The organism is uncultured Clostridium sp., from assembly GCF_934754915.1.
Lineage (GTDB): Bacteria > Bacillota > Clostridia > Clostridiales > Clostridiaceae > Clostridium.
Window position 1 is genome coordinate 1 of sequence record NZ_CAKVKB010000069.1, and the last position, 18,820, is coordinate 18,820.

The 18,820-nt window shown below is 29.8% G+C and carries 17 protein-coding genes and 1 riboswitch; all 17 genes read left to right on the plus strand.

What is annotated here, in order from left to right; translation table 11 throughout:
• Window positions 1–291: 291 nt before the first annotated feature.
• On the plus strand, window positions 292–1,131 hold the full coding sequence (locus Q0F58_RS11275) for a GH25 family lysozyme (protein ID WP_294376470.1): 840 nt from the start codon (window positions 292–294) through the stop codon (window positions 1,129–1,131).
• 267 nt (window positions 1,132–1,398) lie between these two features.
• The gene (locus Q0F58_RS11280) at window positions 1,399–2,220 is read left to right on the plus strand and encodes a purine-nucleoside phosphorylase (RefSeq protein WP_294376472.1); all 822 of its coding nucleotides are present in this window, start codon (window positions 1,399–1,401) and stop codon (window positions 2,218–2,220) included.
• 598 nt (window positions 2,221–2,818) lie between these two features.
• Window positions 2,819–4,402, plus strand: a complete 1,584-nt coding sequence (locus Q0F58_RS11285; protein ID WP_294376475.1) for a potassium/proton antiporter — start codon at window positions 2,819–2,821, stop codon at window positions 4,400–4,402.
• A gap of 211 nt (window positions 4,403–4,613) precedes the next feature.
• A riboswitch (cobalamin riboswitch) is annotated at window positions 4,614–4,830 on the plus strand.
• Window positions 4,831–4,997: 167 nt separating this feature from the next.
• Window positions 4,998–5,831: a sirohydrochlorin cobaltochelatase gene (locus Q0F58_RS11290; protein ID WP_294376477.1), complete on the plus strand. Its 834-nt coding sequence runs from the start codon at window positions 4,998–5,000 to the stop codon at window positions 5,829–5,831.
• A 97-nt stretch (window positions 5,832–5,928) separates the two neighbouring features.
• Window positions 5,929–7,254, plus strand: a complete 1,326-nt coding sequence (locus Q0F58_RS11295) for a cobyrinate a,c-diamide synthase (protein ID WP_294376479.1) — start codon at window positions 5,929–5,931, stop codon at window positions 7,252–7,254.
• 32 nt (window positions 7,255–7,286) lie between these two features.
• Window positions 7,287–7,910, plus strand: coding sequence for a precorrin-8X methylmutase (locus tag Q0F58_RS11300; RefSeq protein ID WP_294376481.1), 624 nt, complete (start codon window positions 7,287–7,289; stop codon window positions 7,908–7,910).
• A gap of 57 nt (window positions 7,911–7,967) precedes the next feature.
• The gene (gene cbiD, locus Q0F58_RS11305; protein ID WP_294376483.1) at window positions 7,968–9,119 is read left to right on the plus strand and encodes a cobalt-precorrin-5B (C(1))-methyltransferase CbiD; all 1,152 of its coding nucleotides are present in this window, start codon (window positions 7,968–7,970) and stop codon (window positions 9,117–9,119) included.
• Window positions 9,116–9,766, plus strand: coding sequence for a precorrin-6y C5,15-methyltransferase (decarboxylating) subunit CbiE (gene cbiE / locus Q0F58_RS11310; RefSeq protein ID WP_294376485.1), 651 nt, complete (start codon window positions 9,116–9,118; stop codon window positions 9,764–9,766). Before cbiD ends, cbiE begins: the two co-directional genes overlap by 4 nt.
• Window positions 9,767–9,914: 148 nt before the next feature.
• Window positions 9,915–10,499: a precorrin-6Y C5,15-methyltransferase (decarboxylating) subunit CbiT gene (cbiT, locus tag Q0F58_RS11315; protein ID WP_294376489.1), complete on the plus strand. Its 585-nt coding sequence runs from the start codon at window positions 9,915–9,917 to the stop codon at window positions 10,497–10,499.
• A 315-nt stretch (window positions 10,500–10,814) separates the two neighbouring features.
• Complete coding sequence (locus tag Q0F58_RS11320; RefSeq protein WP_294376491.1) at window positions 10,815–11,477, plus strand: cobalt-factor II C(20)-methyltransferase; 663 nt, start codon at window positions 10,815–10,817, stop codon at window positions 11,475–11,477.
• A 262-nt stretch (window positions 11,478–11,739) separates the two neighbouring features.
• A complete protein-coding gene (gene cobM / locus Q0F58_RS11325) occupies window positions 11,740–12,498 on the plus strand; it encodes a precorrin-4 C(11)-methyltransferase (RefSeq protein ID WP_294376492.1) in 759 nt (252 codons plus the stop codon).
• Window positions 12,498–13,583 carry a cobalt-precorrin 5A hydrolase gene (cbiG, locus tag Q0F58_RS11330; RefSeq protein ID WP_294376494.1) on the plus strand — a complete coding sequence of 362 codons (1,086 nt, stop codon included), beginning with the start codon at window positions 12,498–12,500 and terminating at the stop codon, window positions 13,581–13,583. The genes cobM and cbiG overlap by 1 nt, the downstream gene beginning before the upstream one ends.
• A gap of 148 nt (window positions 13,584–13,731) precedes the next feature.
• On the plus strand, window positions 13,732–14,469 hold the full coding sequence (gene cobJ / locus Q0F58_RS11335) for a precorrin-3B C(17)-methyltransferase (protein WP_294376499.1): 738 nt from the start codon (window positions 13,732–13,734) through the stop codon (window positions 14,467–14,469).
• Window positions 14,470–14,655: 186 nt separating this feature from the next.
• Window positions 14,656–15,429: a cobalt-precorrin-6A reductase gene (locus Q0F58_RS11340; protein ID WP_294376501.1), complete on the plus strand. Its 774-nt coding sequence runs from the start codon at window positions 14,656–14,658 to the stop codon at window positions 15,427–15,429.
• 75 nt (window positions 15,430–15,504) lie between these two features.
• Window positions 15,505–16,455: a cobalamin biosynthesis protein gene (locus Q0F58_RS11345; RefSeq protein ID WP_294376509.1), complete on the plus strand. Its 951-nt coding sequence runs from the start codon at window positions 15,505–15,507 to the stop codon at window positions 16,453–16,455.
• Between the two features lie 159 nt (window positions 16,456–16,614).
• Window positions 16,615–17,703: a threonine-phosphate decarboxylase CobD gene (cobD, locus tag Q0F58_RS11350; protein ID WP_294376502.1), complete on the plus strand. Its 1,089-nt coding sequence runs from the start codon at window positions 16,615–16,617 to the stop codon at window positions 17,701–17,703.
• A gap of 86 nt (window positions 17,704–17,789) precedes the next feature.
• Window positions 17,790–18,820, plus strand: a 1,031-nt coding sequence (locus tag Q0F58_RS11355; protein WP_294376505.1) for a cobyric acid synthase, incomplete at its 3' end; no start/stop codon positions are given.

The window sequence follows — 18,820 nt, forward strand, 5'->3', positions numbered from 1 at the left end:
ACACTTCCTTTATTTTCTATAATTATATCATTTTAAAAACTATCTGTCTGTGTCTACACTTTTATACTAACACCACCTAGTAATAGCAATAAATTATGTTTTTTGCCGATTGCCACAAAAGAGGATTATATCTGATTAAGCTGATTTCTTCTCCATTCTGTTGATTTATTTAATATTGAAATAAGTTTAAGAGCATTATTAATTCTTAAAAAATATTAAAATTATAGACTAATGTATTAAAAATGACAATTAACTATGATATTCTATATTTAGGGAGGCGGAAACGGAAGAATGTTATATTTAATTGTTGCAGTTGTATCAGCATTGATTTTCTATCAAAAATCAGATTTTATATTAGAGTGGGGAAAAAAGATTTTAGATAAGTTTGATTTAAAAATTCCTATAAAGATACCAAAAAAAATATTGAAATATTATTGTACGGGAATTTTTGCAATCATGGTTTTTATTTTAAGTGTTGGAGTTTTTAGTTTATCGTATAAAGTTAAAAATGTACAAGCAGCGGATAATACTGATTCACAGAATATAAAAGGGATAAATATTTCAAACAATGATGGAAATTTAGATTTAACTTCAGCAGCAGATGAAGGATGTAGATTTGTTTACTTAAAGGCAACTGAAGGAGCAACATTTAAGGATTCATACATGGATACATATTATGAACAATGTAAAAAATTAGGACTCAAAACTGGAGCATATCATTATCTAGTGAAAACAAGCAGTCCAGAAGAACAGGCACAGAATTTTTACAAAATGATATCAGAATATGATTGGGATTTAATACCTATGCTTGATGTTGAAGAGTATTTTGATGGACTTGAAGATTATATAAAGAGGTTTAAAGATGAATTTAATAGATTGTCATCTCTTGAACTTGGAATATACAGTTATACAAGCTTTATTGATGAGCATTTAAATGACGTTGATTCAGAAATTTATGATATGCCTCTGTGGGAAGCTAATTATAATGGTGAGCCTTGGAGTGATGTTGGAAATAATAATTTTACTAAACTTGTGGGACATCAATATTCAACAGAAAAACACATTAAAGAAACTATTGGAGATTTTGGTGGTGATATAGATGAATTTAATGATGGTTGTATGATAAAATAATAATATACAGATTAAGATAAGAGGTATAGATTGTGGAATATAGGGAATCTAAATTATAAATTACAATATATATTTAATATTGTAAATTATCAATTTATATACATTGCAAGATTAAAATCATACCTGAAATTTATCTGACATATGTAAAAATACTTAAAGAAATCTTGAAAAGATTTCATTCTTTATTGTCAATTGGAATGTATATTATTATGAATAATATTACAGAATTGTACATTGAAACATAACTTAAGAAGAAAGGATGATAATATGGAAAATTTATATGAAAAAGTCCAAGAGTCAGTAGAATATTTAAAAGGAAAGTTTACAAGAATGCCAGAGATTGGAATAGTACTTGGAAGTGGTCTTGGAGCTCTTGTCGATGAATTTGAAAGTAAAGAGGAAATATTATATAGCGATATACCTAATTTCCCTTTAGTAAGTGTTGAAGGACATAAAGGAAGCCTTCTTCTCGGAAATATAGGTAAAAAAACAGTTCTTGCAATGCAGGGAAGATTTCATTATTATGAAGGTTATACAATGAAAGAAGTTACATATCCAATATTCGTAATGAAGATGCTTGGAATTGAGAAAGTTATAATCACTAATGCATGTGGAGGAATAAATACAGACTTTGAACCAGGGGATTTAATGATAATAGATGATTTTATAAATCTTACAGCTAATAATCCATTGATAGGTTCTAATGATGAAAGATTCGGTCCAAGATTTCCAGATATGTCAGAACCATATAAACATTATCTTATTGATCTTGCTAAAAATGTAGCAGATAAAGAAAACATAAAATATAAGCAAGGTGTTTATGCTCATTTCACTGGTCCTTATTATGAAACAGCAGCTGAAATAAAAGCTTATGGAAGAATGGGAGCAGATGCAATAGGAATGTCTACAGTACCTGAAACCATAGTAGGAAATTATTTGGGCATGGATGTACTTGGAATTGCATGTATTACAAATATGGCAACAGGAATTCAGAAATGTAAGCATTCACATGCACATGTTGTGGAAGTTGCAAACAGGGCATCAGCTGATATGTGCAGATGGATTTCTCAAATAGTAAAAGAAATGTAATAAAAGATATACAATTTTTAAAATATAATATGTTCTCAAAGAAGAGTATTACAATATTAATTTAAGTAATGCTCTTTTTGTTTTTAATTGATAATATACACTTTAATGTATAATTAATAATTAATGATGAAATCTTGCAAGATTTTTTTCAATATATTATTGAATTATATATTCAAATTATCTAAATGAGAACTGTCTCAAATGCTGAATTAAATTAGAAAGTTTTATTAAAAAATACTTAATATTAATATAAGGAGTTTTTTGCAAATGTAAAAAATGGAAAATGATGTTATAATATTATATATTACAATTCGTAATGAACTACAAAATTAAAAAAATTTCTATTAATCATATATTTTACTGAAGTTTTATATTGATATAAGTGAGAATTATATGTTGCAAAATTTATATATAAAATGTATCTAACATATATAAAAATAAAGAAACCTTGAAAGAATTTTATCATTCATTGTCAATTGCAATATATTAAATATCAAAAAATAAATCAATATTAAATAAATTATCAAATTGTTATATAAACATAAATTGTTTAATTCATACAAAGCAATAAGCAAATAATAAGATAGGAGGAATAGGTATGATACTTTTATGCGCATGTGTTCTGTTATCGTGTGTAATAGCTAATCGATTTTCAAACAAACTTGGAATGCCTGCATTACTTTTATTTATGGCATTGGGGATGCTGTTTGGTAGTGACGGGATATTTAAAATATCCTTTGATAATTATCATGTAGCAAAGGAAATATGTAATATAGCATTAATATTTATAATGTTTTATGGTGGATTTGGTACTAAATGGAAAGTGGCAAAGCCTGTGGCTGTAAAATCTGTACTGCTCTCCACTATAGGTGTTCTTATTACGGCTTTTCTCACAAGTGCTTTTTGTCATTATATTTTGAAGTTCACTTTATTGGATAGTTTTCTTATTGGAGCAGTTATAAGTTCAACAGATGCTGCATCTGTATTCTCAATACTGAGATCAAAACATCTGAGCTTAAAATATGGAACAGCATCTATGCTGGAGCTGGAAAGTGGAAGTAACGACCCCATAGCTTTTATGATGATGATGATAATAATAAGCTTTATAAAAGGGACAAGCAGTGTATCAGGTACTATATACATGCTTTTTTCACAGATTGTTTTTGGAGTTCTCATAGGTGTAGGTGTAGCTGTTGCAGGAATTTTTGCTTTAAGAAGATTGAAAATTGTTACTGATGGGTTAGAAACAATTTTTATGACAGCATTGGTTTTAGTTTCATATGCATTAAGTGAATCTATTGAGGGAAATGGATATTTAAGTGTATATCTTACAGGTATTATTTTAGGAAACAGTAAAATAAACAATAAAATAATTCTTGTTCACTTTTTTGATGGAATAACAGCACTGGCTCAGATATTAATATTCTTTTTACTTGGATTATTGTCATTTCCTCATGAAATGCCTGCAAGTATTATACCAGCAGTATCCATTGCAGTATTCCTAACATTTATAGCAAGACCTATAGCTGTAAGTTCAATTTTACTTCCTTTTAAAGCATCTATAAAACAGTGCATGCTTGTATCATGGTCAGGACTTAGAGGAGCAGCATCTATAGTATTTGCAATAATGGCAATTGCAAGTGATATAGACATAGAATGTGATTTATATCATATAGTATTTTTGATATCATTATTATCAGTTGCATTTCAAGGCTCTCTTCTTCCTGCAATGGCAAAGAAACTTGATATGATAGATGAAAAAAATGATGTAAGAAAGACATTTAATGACTATCAGGAAGATTCAGAAATAACATTGATGAAAGTTTTTGTACCAGAAGGACATAGCTGGGCAAATAAAACAATTGAATCAGCGGGTATACCAAGTGATTCCTTAGCACTTATAATAAAGAGAAATGGAACGAATATAGTTCCCAAAGGAGATACTATGATTAAACCTAATGATAGTATAATATTGAGCATACCAAAATATAATTTTAAAGATGAGATAAATTTGAGGGAAGTAAAGATAGATAAAGAAAACAGCTGGTGTGATAAGGCTATAGAAAATATTCATCTTCCTGATGATATTTTAATAACTCTCATAAAAAGAGAAGGAGAAAGTATAATTCCTAGAGGAAATACAGTCATAATGGAAGGTGATACTGTTGTATTATACAATTAACAATATATGTAGCTTGTAGAGAACATATAGAATGTGATTGATTTTTAATTATAAATTTTGTACATTAGTTAATTGCAACATATGTATATAATAATTGGATTATAGTGTAAAAATTTAATTTGGCAGAGAAAAAGATTTATGTAGAAATGATTCTATGTAAATCTTTTTTGTTGAATAAAATCATATAGTAGTCTATAATTTAGTAACAATGATAAATATGATGATTGCAGGTTTTGTGGGATAATATCTATAAATTGATATATACATTAAATTAAATTAAAAGGGAAAGCAGTTAGAAGCTGCTACAGCCACCGCTACTGTAATGGAGGACTGCCTCAATATTAGCCACTGAGATTTTTTCTTGGGAAGGATGAGGATTTTAGGATGATGCCAGAGTCAGGAGACCTGCCTGTAATCTTTGCGATTATTACCTTCGGATGGAAGGAATATGGCAGGACAGAGTGTGAAGAATAGTAATCCATGTAAGAATAAATTCATTCTCTGGTTTTGTTATGTCTTCCTTTTGCCATATGGTAAGAGGATTTTTTAGTCTAGGGTAATTATTAGATTTAAAATGAAAGAAGAGGAAGAAATAATGAAAAAAGCGATATTGGTTGTGAGTTTTGGAACGAGTTATTTGGATGCTTTAAAAAACTCCATTGAAAGAATTGAAAATAAAATAAGAGATGAATTTAAAGAGTATGATGTTTTCAGAGCATTTACAGCTCATATGATAATAAAAAAACTTAAGGAAAAAGAAGGTATATATATATTAAATCCAGAAGAAGCACTGTCAAAGCTTAAAAGAGAAGGTTATGAGGAAGTTATAATTCAACCTCTTCATATAATTCCAGGAGAAGAGTTTGATTACATAAAAGGAATTGCAGCAAGATATGAAGATGATTTTAAAACTATAAAAGTAGGACGCCCAATATTTTTCTATCAAGGAATAGAAGATGTTCCAAAGGATTATACTGCATTTATTAAAAGTATAAAGGATATAATTGAAAATGAAGAAAGTGTTGTTTTATTTGGACATGGAACAGCTCATGCATCTAATGCTGTATATGGAATGCTTCAGACTGTACTAGAAGATGAAGGATATGAAAATGTATTTGTTGCAACAGTAGAGGGATATCCAACAATGGAAACTGCAATAAGAAGAATCAAGAAGAAAAATATAAAGAAGACAAAACTAGTGCCATTACTTCTTGTAGCAGGAGATCATGCTAAAAATGATATGGCATCAGATGATGATGATTCATTAAAGAGCAGACTTTTAAGAGAAGGAATTGAAGTCAGCCTCCATCTTCATGGACTTGGTGAAGTTGATAAATTTGCACAGCTATACATAAACAGAATTTACGATACTATTGAAGATAGATATATTGATTTAGGAAGGACAAAGAAGTTAGGAAAAAGAATTTAAGGTTTAGATATATGTCCGAATTAATAATGTAAAATTAATAAATTTATTATATATTTTCTATTGGTAAAATACATTAAATTATGAATGGAGAAATTTAATGAAGTCGATAATTATAGGTTCAGACTCAAGCGGAGGTGGAAAAACCACATTTACTTTAGGACTGATGAAAGCATTGAAAGACAGAAATCTGAAAGTTCAGGGATATAAAGTAGGTCCAGACTATATTGACCCAGCATTTCATAAAGAAGTTACAGGAAGTGATTCAAGAAATCTTGATGTTCATCTTATGGGTGAAGGAGGAATTAAATACAGCTATACAAGAGGAATTGGAGATATAGGAGTAATTGAAGGTGTAATGGGACTTTATGATGGAGTTGGAATCAGTGAAAAAGCCTCAACTTATGATGTCTCAAGAATCCTAGGGAATATGCCAATAATATTAGTATTATCACCAAAGGGGCAGAGCTCAACAATATGTGCATTAATAAATGGTCTTAAGGATTATAGAAATGCTAATATTGCTGGAATAATCCTCAATTCAGTAAGTGAGAAATATTACAAATTATTAAAATACTCTATTGAAAAAAACTGCAGTATAAAAGTGTTTGGTTATCTGCCTAAAAATGAGGATATAAAGCTTGGAAGCAGACATCTTGGACTTATTCAGAGTATGGAAGTTTTAAATCTTAAAGAGAAACTTAATATATGTGGCAGAATGGTTGAAGAATATATAGATGTAGATGGAATTTTGGATTCCATGAAAGAATTTAAATTTGCTGATGAATCAGTCATGAATGGATTCAAACTTGAAAATAGGAATTTAAAAATAGGAATTGCAAAAGATAAGGCATTTAGTTTTTATTATAAAGATAATATTGAGCTTCTTGAACAGATGGGAAATGTTATTTATTTTAGTCCCATAAATGATGAAAGTATTCCTGAAAACTTAGATTTCCTTTATATTGGAGGAGGATATCCTGAGGTATTTAGAGAAGAAATTAGAAAGAATGAAAAAATGAGAAAGAGTATAAAAAATGCTTTAAATAACGGACTAAGATGTTATGCTGAATGTGGCGGACTTATGTATCTTACAGAAGAAATTGAAGGAACTGAAATGACAGGCTTTTTTAAAGGCAGAAGTTTCATGACTAAAAGACTTCAGAGATTTGGATACTGCAGAGTGAGTCTTAATGATGAAATTAATCATATTAAGATGAGCATAAATGCACATGAATTTCATAAATCCTGTGTTGAGCTAGATGAAAGATGTGTCTATACGGTAGAAAAAAAGCAATATGATGGGGAAATTGTAAAATGGAAATGCGGGTATGTAAAAAATAATACACTGGCAGGATATGCCCACATTAATTTTTTAGGAAACATTGATTTTTTGAAATATGTTATAGGATATGATGTAAAATAGATATTATATAAATATAGGAAAGATGTGGAGATATGAATTATTTAAAGAATCCTATGGGAATTGAAGAGAAGAGTTTTGAAATAATAGGAAAGGAAATGGGAGAACATTCATTTACAGATGAAGAGCTTCTCATAATAAAAAGAACAATTCATACAACAGCAGATTTTGAATATAAGGATATTGTTGAAATAAGTAAGGATGCAATAGAAACTGGAAAGAATCTTTTTAGAAAAGGAGCAACAATATATACAGATACAAACATGGCTCTTAATGGAATAAACAAAATGGCTGTTGCTAAAAGTGGCAGCAGGGTAATCTGCTATGTAAATGAACCTGAAGTACATAAAGAAGCAAAAGAAAAGAATATAACAAGAAGCATGGCAGCAGTTGAAAAAGCCTGTGCTGATAATGTTGATATATTTGTTTTTGGGAATGCACCAACTGCTTTGTTCAGGCTTAAAGAACTCATAAAGGAAGGAAAAGCTGCTCCTAAGCTTATAATTGCAGCACCTGTGGGATTTGTGGGGGCAGCAGAAAGTAAAGAGAATATGGATGAACTTAATATTCCTTATATAAGAGTGAGAGGAAGAAAAGGTGGAAGTACTGTTGCAGCAGCAATTATAAATGCTCTCATGTATATGGTTGTAGAAAGATAAGCAAAATGAAATTACTTCTGACACGCAAAATTTAGCTGCATGGATTGGAGGCAGATTATGTTTGAAATGTATGTAGATAGTGACGGAAAAAAGCTAAGATGTGGTTATACAACTGGTTCATGCAGTGCAGGAGCAGCAAAGGCAGCAGCAATGATTCTATATGGAAAAGCTGATGACAATTTAAATGAAATAGAAATAACATCGCCAAAGAATATAACAATCAATATGCCGGTGAGAATGATACATAAGGATGAAAACTCTGTACAATGTGAAATAATAAAATTCAGTGGTGATGATCCAGATATAACCAATGGAATAGAAATAAGGGCAGAAGTGCGAAAAATAGCTGAAGATGAAGAAATAGTCCATGAACTTCATGATTATGATGAAATTGAAAATGCTGAGTGCATATATTTAAAAGCTGGAATTGGAATTGGAAAGATAACAAAAGAAGGTCTTTTTGAGCCTAAAGGTGAACCTGCAATTAATCCTGTTCCTAGAAAGATGATAAGGGAGGAAGTTTTAAGTGTGATTCCTAATGGCAAAAGGGTTGAAGTTACAATTTCAATACCTCAGGGTGAAGAAATTGCAAAGAAAACTTTTAATCCAAGGCTTGGAATAGAAGGCGGAATTTCAGTTCTTGGAACAACAGGAATAGTTTATCCAATGTCTGAAGATGCTTTAAAAGCTTCAATAAAACTTGAAATAAATCAAAAAGCTGCAAACAATAAAAATCTTGTTCTTACATTTGGAAATCTTGGCGAGAAATACTGCAGGAAGTTAGGTTATAAGGAGGATGAAATAGTAATATGTTCTAATTATATTGGATTTGCTTTGGAATGCTGTGTTTCATGTGGGGTAAAATCGATACTTCTTGCTGGGCATATAGGAAAAATGAGTAAGATTGCATATGGATGTTTTAACACTCACAGTAGGGTTAATGGGGTAAGACTTGAAGTATTTGCTCTTGAACTTGCTCTTTTAGGATATGATATTTCTCTAGTGAAGACTATTCTTAAACAGAAAACATGTGAAGGTGCAGTAATATTTCTTGGAGAAGGATATGATAAATTATATGAGAATATTGGACGTAAGATAATAGACAAAATGAATCAGTATGTTTACGGAGAAATGAAAGTGGATGCTGTAATGTATTATGGAGCTTCAGAAACTAAACTCTTATGGGATTCCAGAAAGGATAAAATATGATATATATAGTAGGAATAGGGCCAGGACATAAAGATTATATACTGCCAAAAGCAGTGAAAGTCATGAAAAAATGTGATCTTATAATAGGATTTAAAAGAGCTGTGGATTCATTAGATTTTTTGGATGTGCCTAAAAAGTATATGACCAGGTTGACAGACTTGGATGAATACATATTAGATTTAAATTCTGAACAAATCATATCAGATGGAAATTTTATAAATTGTCAGAAGCAGATAAATAATGTGGCAGTGATAGCATCTGGAGATCCTACATTTTATGGAATAACCAATTACATTAAAAAAAGATGTGAGAAAGATTTTGAAGTTATTTCTGGAATAAGTTCATTTCAGTATCTTACATCTAAAGTAAAGATGCCATGGAATGATTCATATCTTGGAAGTCTTCATGGAAGAAAACAAGATTTTATTGACAATGTAAAGAGAAATAAACTGAGCATATGGCTTACTGATAAAGAAAATAATCCAGCTGTTTTGTGTAAGGCTCTCTATGAAGAAAATATTAATTGTAGGGTTATAATAGGCGAAAATCTATCTTATGATGATGAAGTTATAAGTGAAGGGAAACCTTATGAATTTATAGATAGGCAATTTAAAAGTCTTAATGTTTTTATTGTATATAGAATTTAAATAGAGTTTGTTCAATAAGTAATAAAAAAATTATTATAATTGCTCATCGTCCATTGTAAATTAATAAGAAGCTTATTAATTGTAGTTTTTGTTTGAATAAATTTTATTATAAAGAATTTTTATAAAATATAATGGAGGTGGATAAGCTTTGAGATTTATTAAAGATGAGGAATTTCTTCGTGGAAAATGTCCTATGACAAAAGAAGAAATAAGAATGCTTTCAATAGGTAAAATGAATCTGGAAGAAGATTCAACTGTATTGGATGTAGGAAGCGGTACAGGAAGTATTACAATTCAGAGTGCAGTAATATCATTTAAAGGGACTGTATATTCAATAGAAAAAGAAGAAGAAGCCTGTAATGTGGTTAAAAGTAATATTGAAAAATTTAAGTGTAATAATATTAAACTTATAAAAAATGATGCGTATTCTGCACTGACAGAACTAGAATCGAAAAAATTAAGATTTGATTCAATATTTATAGGAGGAAGTTCAGGCCAGCTTAAAGATATAATAATTAAATGTGATTCTATGCTCAAGGAAGAAGGAACTATTGTTTTGAATTTTATAACCCTTGACAATGCATATAAAGCTGTTGAGATTTTAAAGGAATTAAAATATGACTTTGATATATCTCTTGTCAATGTAAGTAAAAACAGAGGAAATACTTTGATGATGACAGCATTGAATCCTATTTATATAATTCAAGGATGTAAAAGTCTGTTTGCATTATAGAATGGATTTTGAAAATTAAAGTTGATAATATGTTTATATAATATAATTCTTTAAATCTGAATTTGAAAAATTATATAGGCGGATATTTTAATAAGTATGGATTTATTTAGAATATAGTTTGTAATAAATATATGTACCATATATTTATTATAATTATCTACTATTTATAATTAAATTATGAAATATCCGGATTTAATAAGAGTTTTGATGTAATTCTAATTTTGAAATATATATTTTAAGTAATAGTCCAAGAAATCTTGCAAAGATTTCATCATTGTCAATTGATAAATATAAATAGAGGAGAGAAAAGAGATTATGGCAACATTATACGGAATAGGTGTAGGGCCTGGGGATAAAGAACTGTTGACTGTAAAGGCAGTAAGAATTATAGAAATGTGTGATGTTATAGTTGCACCAAGTGCAGAAGAAGATGGAGAAAGCATTGCACTTGAAACTGCAAGAGAATATATTAAATCTGGAACTGAAATTGCAGTAAAGCATTTTCCAATGGGGAAAAAAGACAGGGTTATAAAAGCTCTAGAAGCATATGAATTTATAGAATCAAGACTTAGAGAAGGAAAAAACGTTGCATTTCTGACAATAGGAGATCCATATGTTTATAGTACATATAGTCATATGCTTAACCATTTAAGGGATAATGGATTTGAGGTAGAGACAATTCCAGGAATAACATCATTTTGTGCAGCAGCAAGCTTAGCTGACAGAACTCTTGTTGTTGGAAATGAAAAGCTTGTTGTAATGCCTGCAAGCAAAGTTAAAGAGATAACTGATGAAAAATTCATAGTCATAATGAAGGTGTACAGAAAAGAAGAAGAGGTACTAGATGTACTTGAAGAAAAAGGTTTTGATTATGTCTATGCAAGCAGGGTGGGAAGAGAAGGACAACTTTTGCTGACTGATAGAAATGAAATACTTAAAGTAAGTGATTATATGTCACTTATCATAGCAAGCAGATGATTCTAAATATCAAAAATCAATTAAAATATTGAAATGTATTGGGTATGTGATGTATTAATTAAAGTATATATAGGCAATAATTATATATACTTAGTATATAGAGCAAAAGACAATCAACATATAGTAAAACAAATATATAATTCAACATAAGGGAACATATTGATTTGAATTATTTAAAACTATAATTAAGAAATGTTTGAATTTATGTATAGAAATGTATAATGGATATTATCAATTGAAAAGAAAGGCAAGGGTATGAAAAATGGTTTATTTTATAGGAGCAGGCCCAGGAGCTGCTGATTTAATAACTGTAAGGGGAAGAGATATACTTGAAAGAGCAGAGGTCGTAATATATACAGGTTCTTTAGTATCTAAAGAACACCTTGAATATTGCAGGCCTGATGCACAGATATATAATTCAGCAGGGATGACTCTTGAAGATGTTATGGAAATAATGACTATGGAAGAACAGATGGGAAAGACTGTTGTAAGGCTTCACACTGGTGATCCAAGCATTTATGGAGCAATAAGAGAACAGATGGTAGAGCTTGACAGGGTAGGAATACAATACGAAGTTGTGCCTGGTGTAAGTTCATTTACAGGTGCAGCGGCAGCCATAAACAGAGAATTTACTCTTCCAGGAGTAACTCAGACTGTAATACTTACAAGAATAGAAGGAAAAACACCAGTACCAGAAACTGAAGATTTAGAAAGATTAGCATCAGTTGGTGCATCTATGGCTATTTTCTTATCAGTTTCAATGATTGATAAGGTTGTAGAAAAACTTAAAAAAGGATATAAGAAAAATGTTGCTGTGGCAGTAGTAGAAAGGGCTACTTGGCCTGATCAAAGAATAATAATGGGACATTTAGATGACATTGCAGAAAAAGTGAAAGAAAATAATATTACTAAATGTGCACAGATTTTAGTTGGAGATTTTATAGATAGCGATTTTGAAAAGAGTCTGCTTTATGATAAGACTTTTTCACATATGTATAGAAATGCTGAGGAAAAAAGATAATGATAAGCATAATATGTCCATCTCCTAAGGGAATGGAAATTGGGTTGAAATTAAAAAAAAATCTGAATGCTGATTTGTATATGAAATTAAAAGCAAAAAATATTAAATCTATTGAAGGTGAGGAAAATTTATTGCCTGAAGAAAATTCAGATGAAGTATTTCAAAATAATATATACATATATGCAGAGAATTTTAATTTAAAACAGGTGACAGAAAAAGCTTTTAAAAATTCAGAGGGAATTATTTTTATATCATCAACTGGAATTGCAGTACGTGCAGCAGCACCATTTATTGAAAGCAAGGATAAAGATCCTGGAATTGTTGTTGTAGATTTATCAGCTAAATATGCAGTAAGTCTCTTAAGTGGTCATTTGGGTGGAGGTAATGAATTGGCAGAAAAAACAGCTCAAATATTAAACTGTGAGGCAGTTATAACTACAGCAACAGATTCTATGGGGATTATGGCACCTGATATTATCGCAAAGAAATATGGATTGGTCATAGAAGATTTAAAGAAAGCAAAATACATTGCCTCTCTTTTGGTTGAAGGAAAAGAAGTAGGACTTAAAGATGAATATAAGATAATGAGAATTTCAAAAGGATATAGAAAAATTGAAGCATTAAAAGAGGATTCTGTGTGGATAACAGACAAGCTGAAATATGATGACAGCAGTAGTATGAAACTTGATTTTTCAAAAATACTCAAGCTTATAAAGAAAGATGTAGTTATCGGGATAGGATGCAGAAAAAATACACCTTATGAAAAGATAAGAGAATTTGTTTTAAATACTATGAAACAATACAATTATGATATTAGGGCAGTAAATAAAATTGTATCTGTTGATATTAAAAAAAATGAAACGGGAATAATTAAGCTGTCAGAAAGTCTTGAATGTCCATTTGAGACTTTTTCTAGAGATGAAATAAGAACTGTTGAAGATAAGTATGAAAAGAGTGAATTTGTATTCAAAACTCTTGGAATATATTCTGTATGTGAGCCCTCTGTAGATTTAGGTGGTGCAGAAGTCATAGTGAGCAAGATTAAGCATGAAGGAATGACAATAGCAGTGGGAATATTAAGATAATATCAAAATTGAATCTATAAGAGATATTGATTATGAAATATTATTATATTATTGAAATAACATTTTATTAAAGAAGTACTGTAAAGATTTCATCACTCATTGTAAATTATACATTATATATGAAACATGTAAGAAAGGCGGATTTTTAATGGGAAAGCTGAGAGTAATAGGAATTGGTCCAGGAAGCATTGAAAATATGACACTAAGGGCTTATAAAGCAATAGAAGATAGTGACATTATTGTTGGATACAGCAAATATATAGATATGATAAAAGAACTTGCAGAAGGAAAGAAATTGTATTCTACAGGAATGATGGGAGAAGAAGAAAGATGCAGGGAAGCATTGAAGCTTTCAAAAGACAATAATGTTGCACTTATAAGCACTGGGGATTCTGGCATATATGGAATGGCAGGTCTCATTTTAGAAATGAAAGAGGATGAGGATGTGGAGATAATTCCAGGAATAACAGCCTCAAGTTCAGCTGGCTCAGTTCTTGGTGCACCACTTATGCATGATAACTGCAATATAAGTTTAAGTGATTTGATGACTCCTTATGATGAAATAAAAAGGAGAGTAAGGGCAGCAGCAGAAAGTGACTTCATAATTTCTTTATATAATCCCAAAAGCAAAGGTAGACCTCATTACTTAAGAGAATGTATTGATATAATAAAGGAATTCAGAAAAAACTCTACGCCTGTAGCAGTTGTAAAACATGCTCTTAGGGAAGGACAGAAAGTTACAATGACTACAATAGGAGAATTCAATGATGATATAGTGGATATGATGTCTATTGTAATTGTGGGAAATACAAAGAGTTTCTATAAAAATGGATGTTTTATAACGCCAAGAGGATATAATAATAAAAAAAGAGAGAATTTAAAATAAATAATTTTAATATATATATTCCAATTAACACAATGGACAATTGACAATGAAGGATGAAATCTTTTTAAGATTTCTTTAATTATTAGGTAGTTTTATTATTGAAATATATATAGTATTATACTGGAACTTATATGTGTTGAGATGTTGATTATCAATTAAGTCATAGGAAAAATTGGAGATAAGTTTATGATAGGATTTATACTTGGAACATCTGAAGGAAGAAAAATATTGTCACTCATAAATAGATACACAGAAAATATAGCTGTTAGCACAGCAACAAGTTATGGAGGACAGCTTCTTCAGAATTTTAAAATAAAAAGTCTTAATACAAAACCGCTGAAAAAAGATGAGTTTCTTGACTGGATGAAAGATAACAATATAAAGTTATTAGTTGATGGCTCTCATCCATATGCCAAGGAAATCACACAGAATGCTATTGAATGTGCAGAAAAACTAAATGTAGACTACATAAGATATGAAAGATGTGGAGTACTGGAATCAATTCAATCAGAAAATATAATAAGAGTCAGTGATTATGATGAGGCTTTAAAGTATTTAAAAAAAGTTGATGGAAACATATTAAATACAACAGGAGGTAATAATGCCGTAAAATTTGCAGGTATTGATTTTCAGCATAGGATAATACATAGGGTGCTGCCTTCAGTCAATGTATTATCAAAGCTTATTGAAAGCGGTATAAAAATAAAAGATATTGTTGCAATGCAGGGACCTATATCTTGTGAACTGGAAATGGGATTTATAAAGCAGTTTGATATAAAGGCAATAATTACAAAAGATAGCGGCATCGAAGGTGGATGTCTTGAAAAGTTTAAGGCAGTACATAATCTTGGAATAAAACTGATAGTAATAGAAAAACCGAAGTTTGAGTATGATATTCAGTTTAATGAGGAAGAAACTCTTATTGAATATATTAAGGAAAATTATTCTCATCTTTTTTAAATGAAAAATAAAGTGAAAGGAATTAAGTATATGAATTTTTTATTATCATAGAAGAATTCATATACTTTTATGCATATAATGGAACTAACAATAGGATTTATCTTAGATTTAATAATTGGAGATCCAAACAATCCTTTTCATCCTGTAAGAGGAATTGGATGGATTACTTCAAGACTTGAGAGCTTTTTTAGAAAAATTTTAAAGAATTCATTAAAAACTGCAGGACTGATTGTATGGATTCTTACTATAATGATTACTTTTTTAATAACATATGGAATAATACTTGGAGCTGAAAGAGTAAACAGTTATTTTGCAGTAGCTGTAAAAGGGATTATAATATATTTCTGCATTTCAGCAAAAGGTCTTGTATCAGAAGGATATAAGGTTATAAAGTACCTGAAAGAGGGGAATATTAAAAAATCAAGAAAACAGCTATCATATATTGTAGGAAGAGATACTGAAAATCTTGATTCGCAAGGGGTAGTACGTGCTGTTGTTGAAACAATTGCTGAAAACATGAGTGATGGTGTAATTGCACCTCTACTGTTTGCAGGAATATTTGGAGCAGCAGGTGCAATGATTTATAAGGCTGTAAATACTATGGATTCAATGTTTGGATATAAAAATGATAAGTACATGGAATTTGGATATTTTCCGGCAAAACTTGATGATGTATTCAATTATATTCCAGCAAGAATTACGGGAATGCTTATTATATTGTCAGCCTTCATCTTGAAAAAGGATTATAAAAACAGTTTTAAGATATATATAAGAGATAGGTATAATCATACAAGTCCTAACAGTGCTCATCCAGAAGCAGCAATGGCAGGAGCTTTAGATATACAGCTGGGTGGAGCTAACTATTATTTTGGAAAGATAGTAGAGAAACCTGTAATTGGAGATAAAGTTAAGAATATAGAAATTTCTGATGTGAAAGAGACAACACAAATTTTATATTTGTCCGCGGTTATAGGGTTTTTGATGATAATTATAATAAAGTTCATTGTAAAAAGTATTATTGTATAAATATGTGGGTTAAAGGTTTGATGGATTAAATGTTGTAATGATAATATAACACTATTTTTAAATTCAAGTACTAAATAAAATATTAAATACTGTATGTGGAAATTTTATAATAAGGCACTAGATTTATATGATTTTGTGATAAAAATGGAGGAAATTATAATGGCCAACTTCGGACATGGAGGAAACATAAAAGAGATAAGTAGAAAATATAATAAAGATTTAAAAAAGCTGATTGATTTTTCAGCCAATATAAATCCATTAGGAATGCCAGAGGAACTTAAAGAATGTATTAATAATCATTTTTGTGAAATAGAAAAATATCCTGATATATCTTATTATGAATTGAAAGAATCAATAAAAAAATATGAAAATGAAAATTTAAAACATAGTATTGTAAGCAGAGAAAATATAGTTCTTGGAAATGGGGCGGCAGAAGTAATATATAGTGTGGTCAGAGCTGTAAATCCTAAAAAGACCATAATAATGGCTCCAACATTCTCAGAATATGAGGAAGCTGTTTTAGCTGTGTCCGGAGAAGTCATCCTTCATTATCTAAAGGAAGAAGAGAATTTTATTCTTAATGAAAGTGTTTTAGAGAAAATAGATGAGAGCATAGATATGATTTTCATATGTACGCCTAATAATCCTACAGGTGCTCTTATGTCAGAGAAACTTCTTAAAAAGGTACTGGATAAGGGACAGAAGACAGATACATTTGTTGTTGTTGATGAATCTTTTTTGGATTTTATTAAAGATGGAGTTTCAATGATCCAATTTATAAATAAATACAATAATCTCATAGTCATTAAATCTTTAACAAAATTTTTTGCTCTTCCAGGATTAAGGATGGGATATGGAGTATGTGGGAATAAAGAACTTTGTATAAAGATTGAAAAAATGGTACCTGCATGGAATATAAACATTTTTGCAGATATTTGTGCACAAGAATGTTTGAAAAATAAAAAATATATTAGTGAAACAATTGATTTTGTGGAAAAAGAACGAAATTACCTGTATAATGAATTAAAGAAAGTAAATTATTTGAAGATATATAAGCCAAAGGTTAATTTTATTTTTTTCAGAATTGAAAAAGATATGGATTTAAAGCGAAAATTATTAGAAAAAAATATACTTATACGAAGCTGTAGCAATTATCATGGTCTGAACGAAAGATATTTTAGAATAGCAGTCAGAACTCATGAAGAAAATGAAAGAATATTAAACGAATTAAATTTAATATTAAAATAAATATCCTTATATTAATTTTTACTGTAAAATAGCAGTTTAAAAAAATACATATACTGAGTTAATTGAAAGGATGAAAGGGGTATATTATGGAAAAGAAAAGCATCATGTTTTTAGGTACAGCATCTTCAGTTGGAAAAAGCACTTTAGCAGCAGCATTATGCAGAACTTTAAAAAATAAAGGTTTTGATGTAGCTCCTTTTAAAGCACTTAATATTTCTTTAAATTCATTTGTAACAAAAGATGGTTTAGAAATGGGAAGAGCTCAGGTTGTACAAGCAGAAGCATGCAAAATTGAACCTGATGCATTGATGAATCCAGTATTAGTAAAACCTAGTGGAGGGTATAATCAGGTAATAGTAGATGGAAAAGTTTATTGTAATATTGAATCTTGTAAATATAAAGAACTTAATAAAAAATTAAAACAGCGTGTAAAAAGTTCATATGATAAACTTGCAAAAAAGCATGATATAATTGTTTTGGAAGGTTCAGGAAGCTGTGCAGAAATAAATCTTAAGAGCACAGATATAGCAAATATGGCCATGGCAGAAATTTCAGATTCACCTGTAATCTTAGTTGCAGATATAGATAGGGGAGGAGTTTTTGCATCAATAGTAGGGACACTGCAGTTGTTATCAGAAAAAGACAGAAAAAGAGTCAAAGGCGTTATTATAAACAAGTTTAGAGGAAATAAAGCTATGTTTGAAGAAGGAAAAAAACAACTGGAAGAAATGATAAAAATTCCTGTACTTGGAGTAATGCCATATAAGAAATTTGACATTGAAGATGAAGATAGTATGACAGAAAAGATAAAAAATGAAGAAGAGGAAGGAAAGCTGGATATTGCAGTAATAAGACTTTCTCATATGTCTAACTTTACTGATTTTAGTATGCTTGACAGAGTAATTGGAGTAAATGTAAGGTATGTTAAAGAACCTGATCAATTAAAAAATCCAGATGTAATAATAATTCCAGGAACAAAGAATACAATTGAAGATTTAAGAGAATTAAAGGAAAATAAATTATTTAACAAAATAAAAGAAGCAAAGGAATCTGGAATACCTATAATGGGAATATGCGGAGGATATCAGATGCTTGGAACAGTAATTCTTGATAAACT

Bases quoted from the DNA above. Each gene is read 5' to 3' on its own strand.
- Q0F58_RS11300 (WP_294376481.1), top strand. From the start codon at position 7,287: ATGAATTATTTAAAGAATCCTATGGGAATTGAAGAGAAGAGTTTTGAA.
- cbiG (WP_294376494.1), top strand. From the start codon at position 12,498: ATGATAAGCATAATATGTCCATCTCCTAAGGGAATGGAAATTGGGTTG.
- Q0F58_RS11290 (WP_294376477.1), top strand. From the start codon at position 4,998: ATGAAAAAAGCGATATTGGTTGTGAGTTTTGGAACGAGTTATTTGGAT.
- Q0F58_RS11320 (WP_294376491.1), top strand. From the start codon at position 10,815: ATGGCAACATTATACGGAATAGGTGTAGGGCCTGGGGATAAAGAACTG.
- Q0F58_RS11275 (WP_294376470.1), top strand. From the start codon at position 292: ATGTTATATTTAATTGTTGCAGTTGTATCAGCATTGATTTTCTATCAA.
- cobD (WP_294376502.1), top strand. From the start codon at position 16,615: ATGGCCAACTTCGGACATGGAGGAAACATAAAAGAGATAAGTAGAAAA.
- Q0F58_RS11280 (WP_294376472.1), top strand. From the start codon at position 1,399: ATGGAAAATTTATATGAAAAAGTCCAAGAGTCAGTAGAATATTTAAAA.
- Q0F58_RS11285 (WP_294376475.1), top strand. From the start codon at position 2,819: ATGATACTTTTATGCGCATGTGTTCTGTTATCGTGTGTAATAGCTAAT.
- cbiE (WP_294376485.1), top strand. From the start codon at position 9,116: ATGATATATATAGTAGGAATAGGGCCAGGACATAAAGATTATATACTG.
- cobM (WP_294376492.1), top strand. From the start codon at position 11,740: ATGGTTTATTTTATAGGAGCAGGCCCAGGAGCTGCTGATTTAATAACT.
- cbiD (WP_294376483.1), top strand. From the start codon at position 7,968: ATGTTTGAAATGTATGTAGATAGTGACGGAAAAAAGCTAAGATGTGGT.
- cobJ (WP_294376499.1), top strand. From the start codon at position 13,732: ATGGGAAAGCTGAGAGTAATAGGAATTGGTCCAGGAAGCATTGAAAAT.
- Q0F58_RS11295 (WP_294376479.1), top strand. From the start codon at position 5,929: ATGAAGTCGATAATTATAGGTTCAGACTCAAGCGGAGGTGGAAAAACC.
- Q0F58_RS11340 (WP_294376501.1), top strand. From the start codon at position 14,656: ATGATAGGATTTATACTTGGAACATCTGAAGGAAGAAAAATATTGTCA.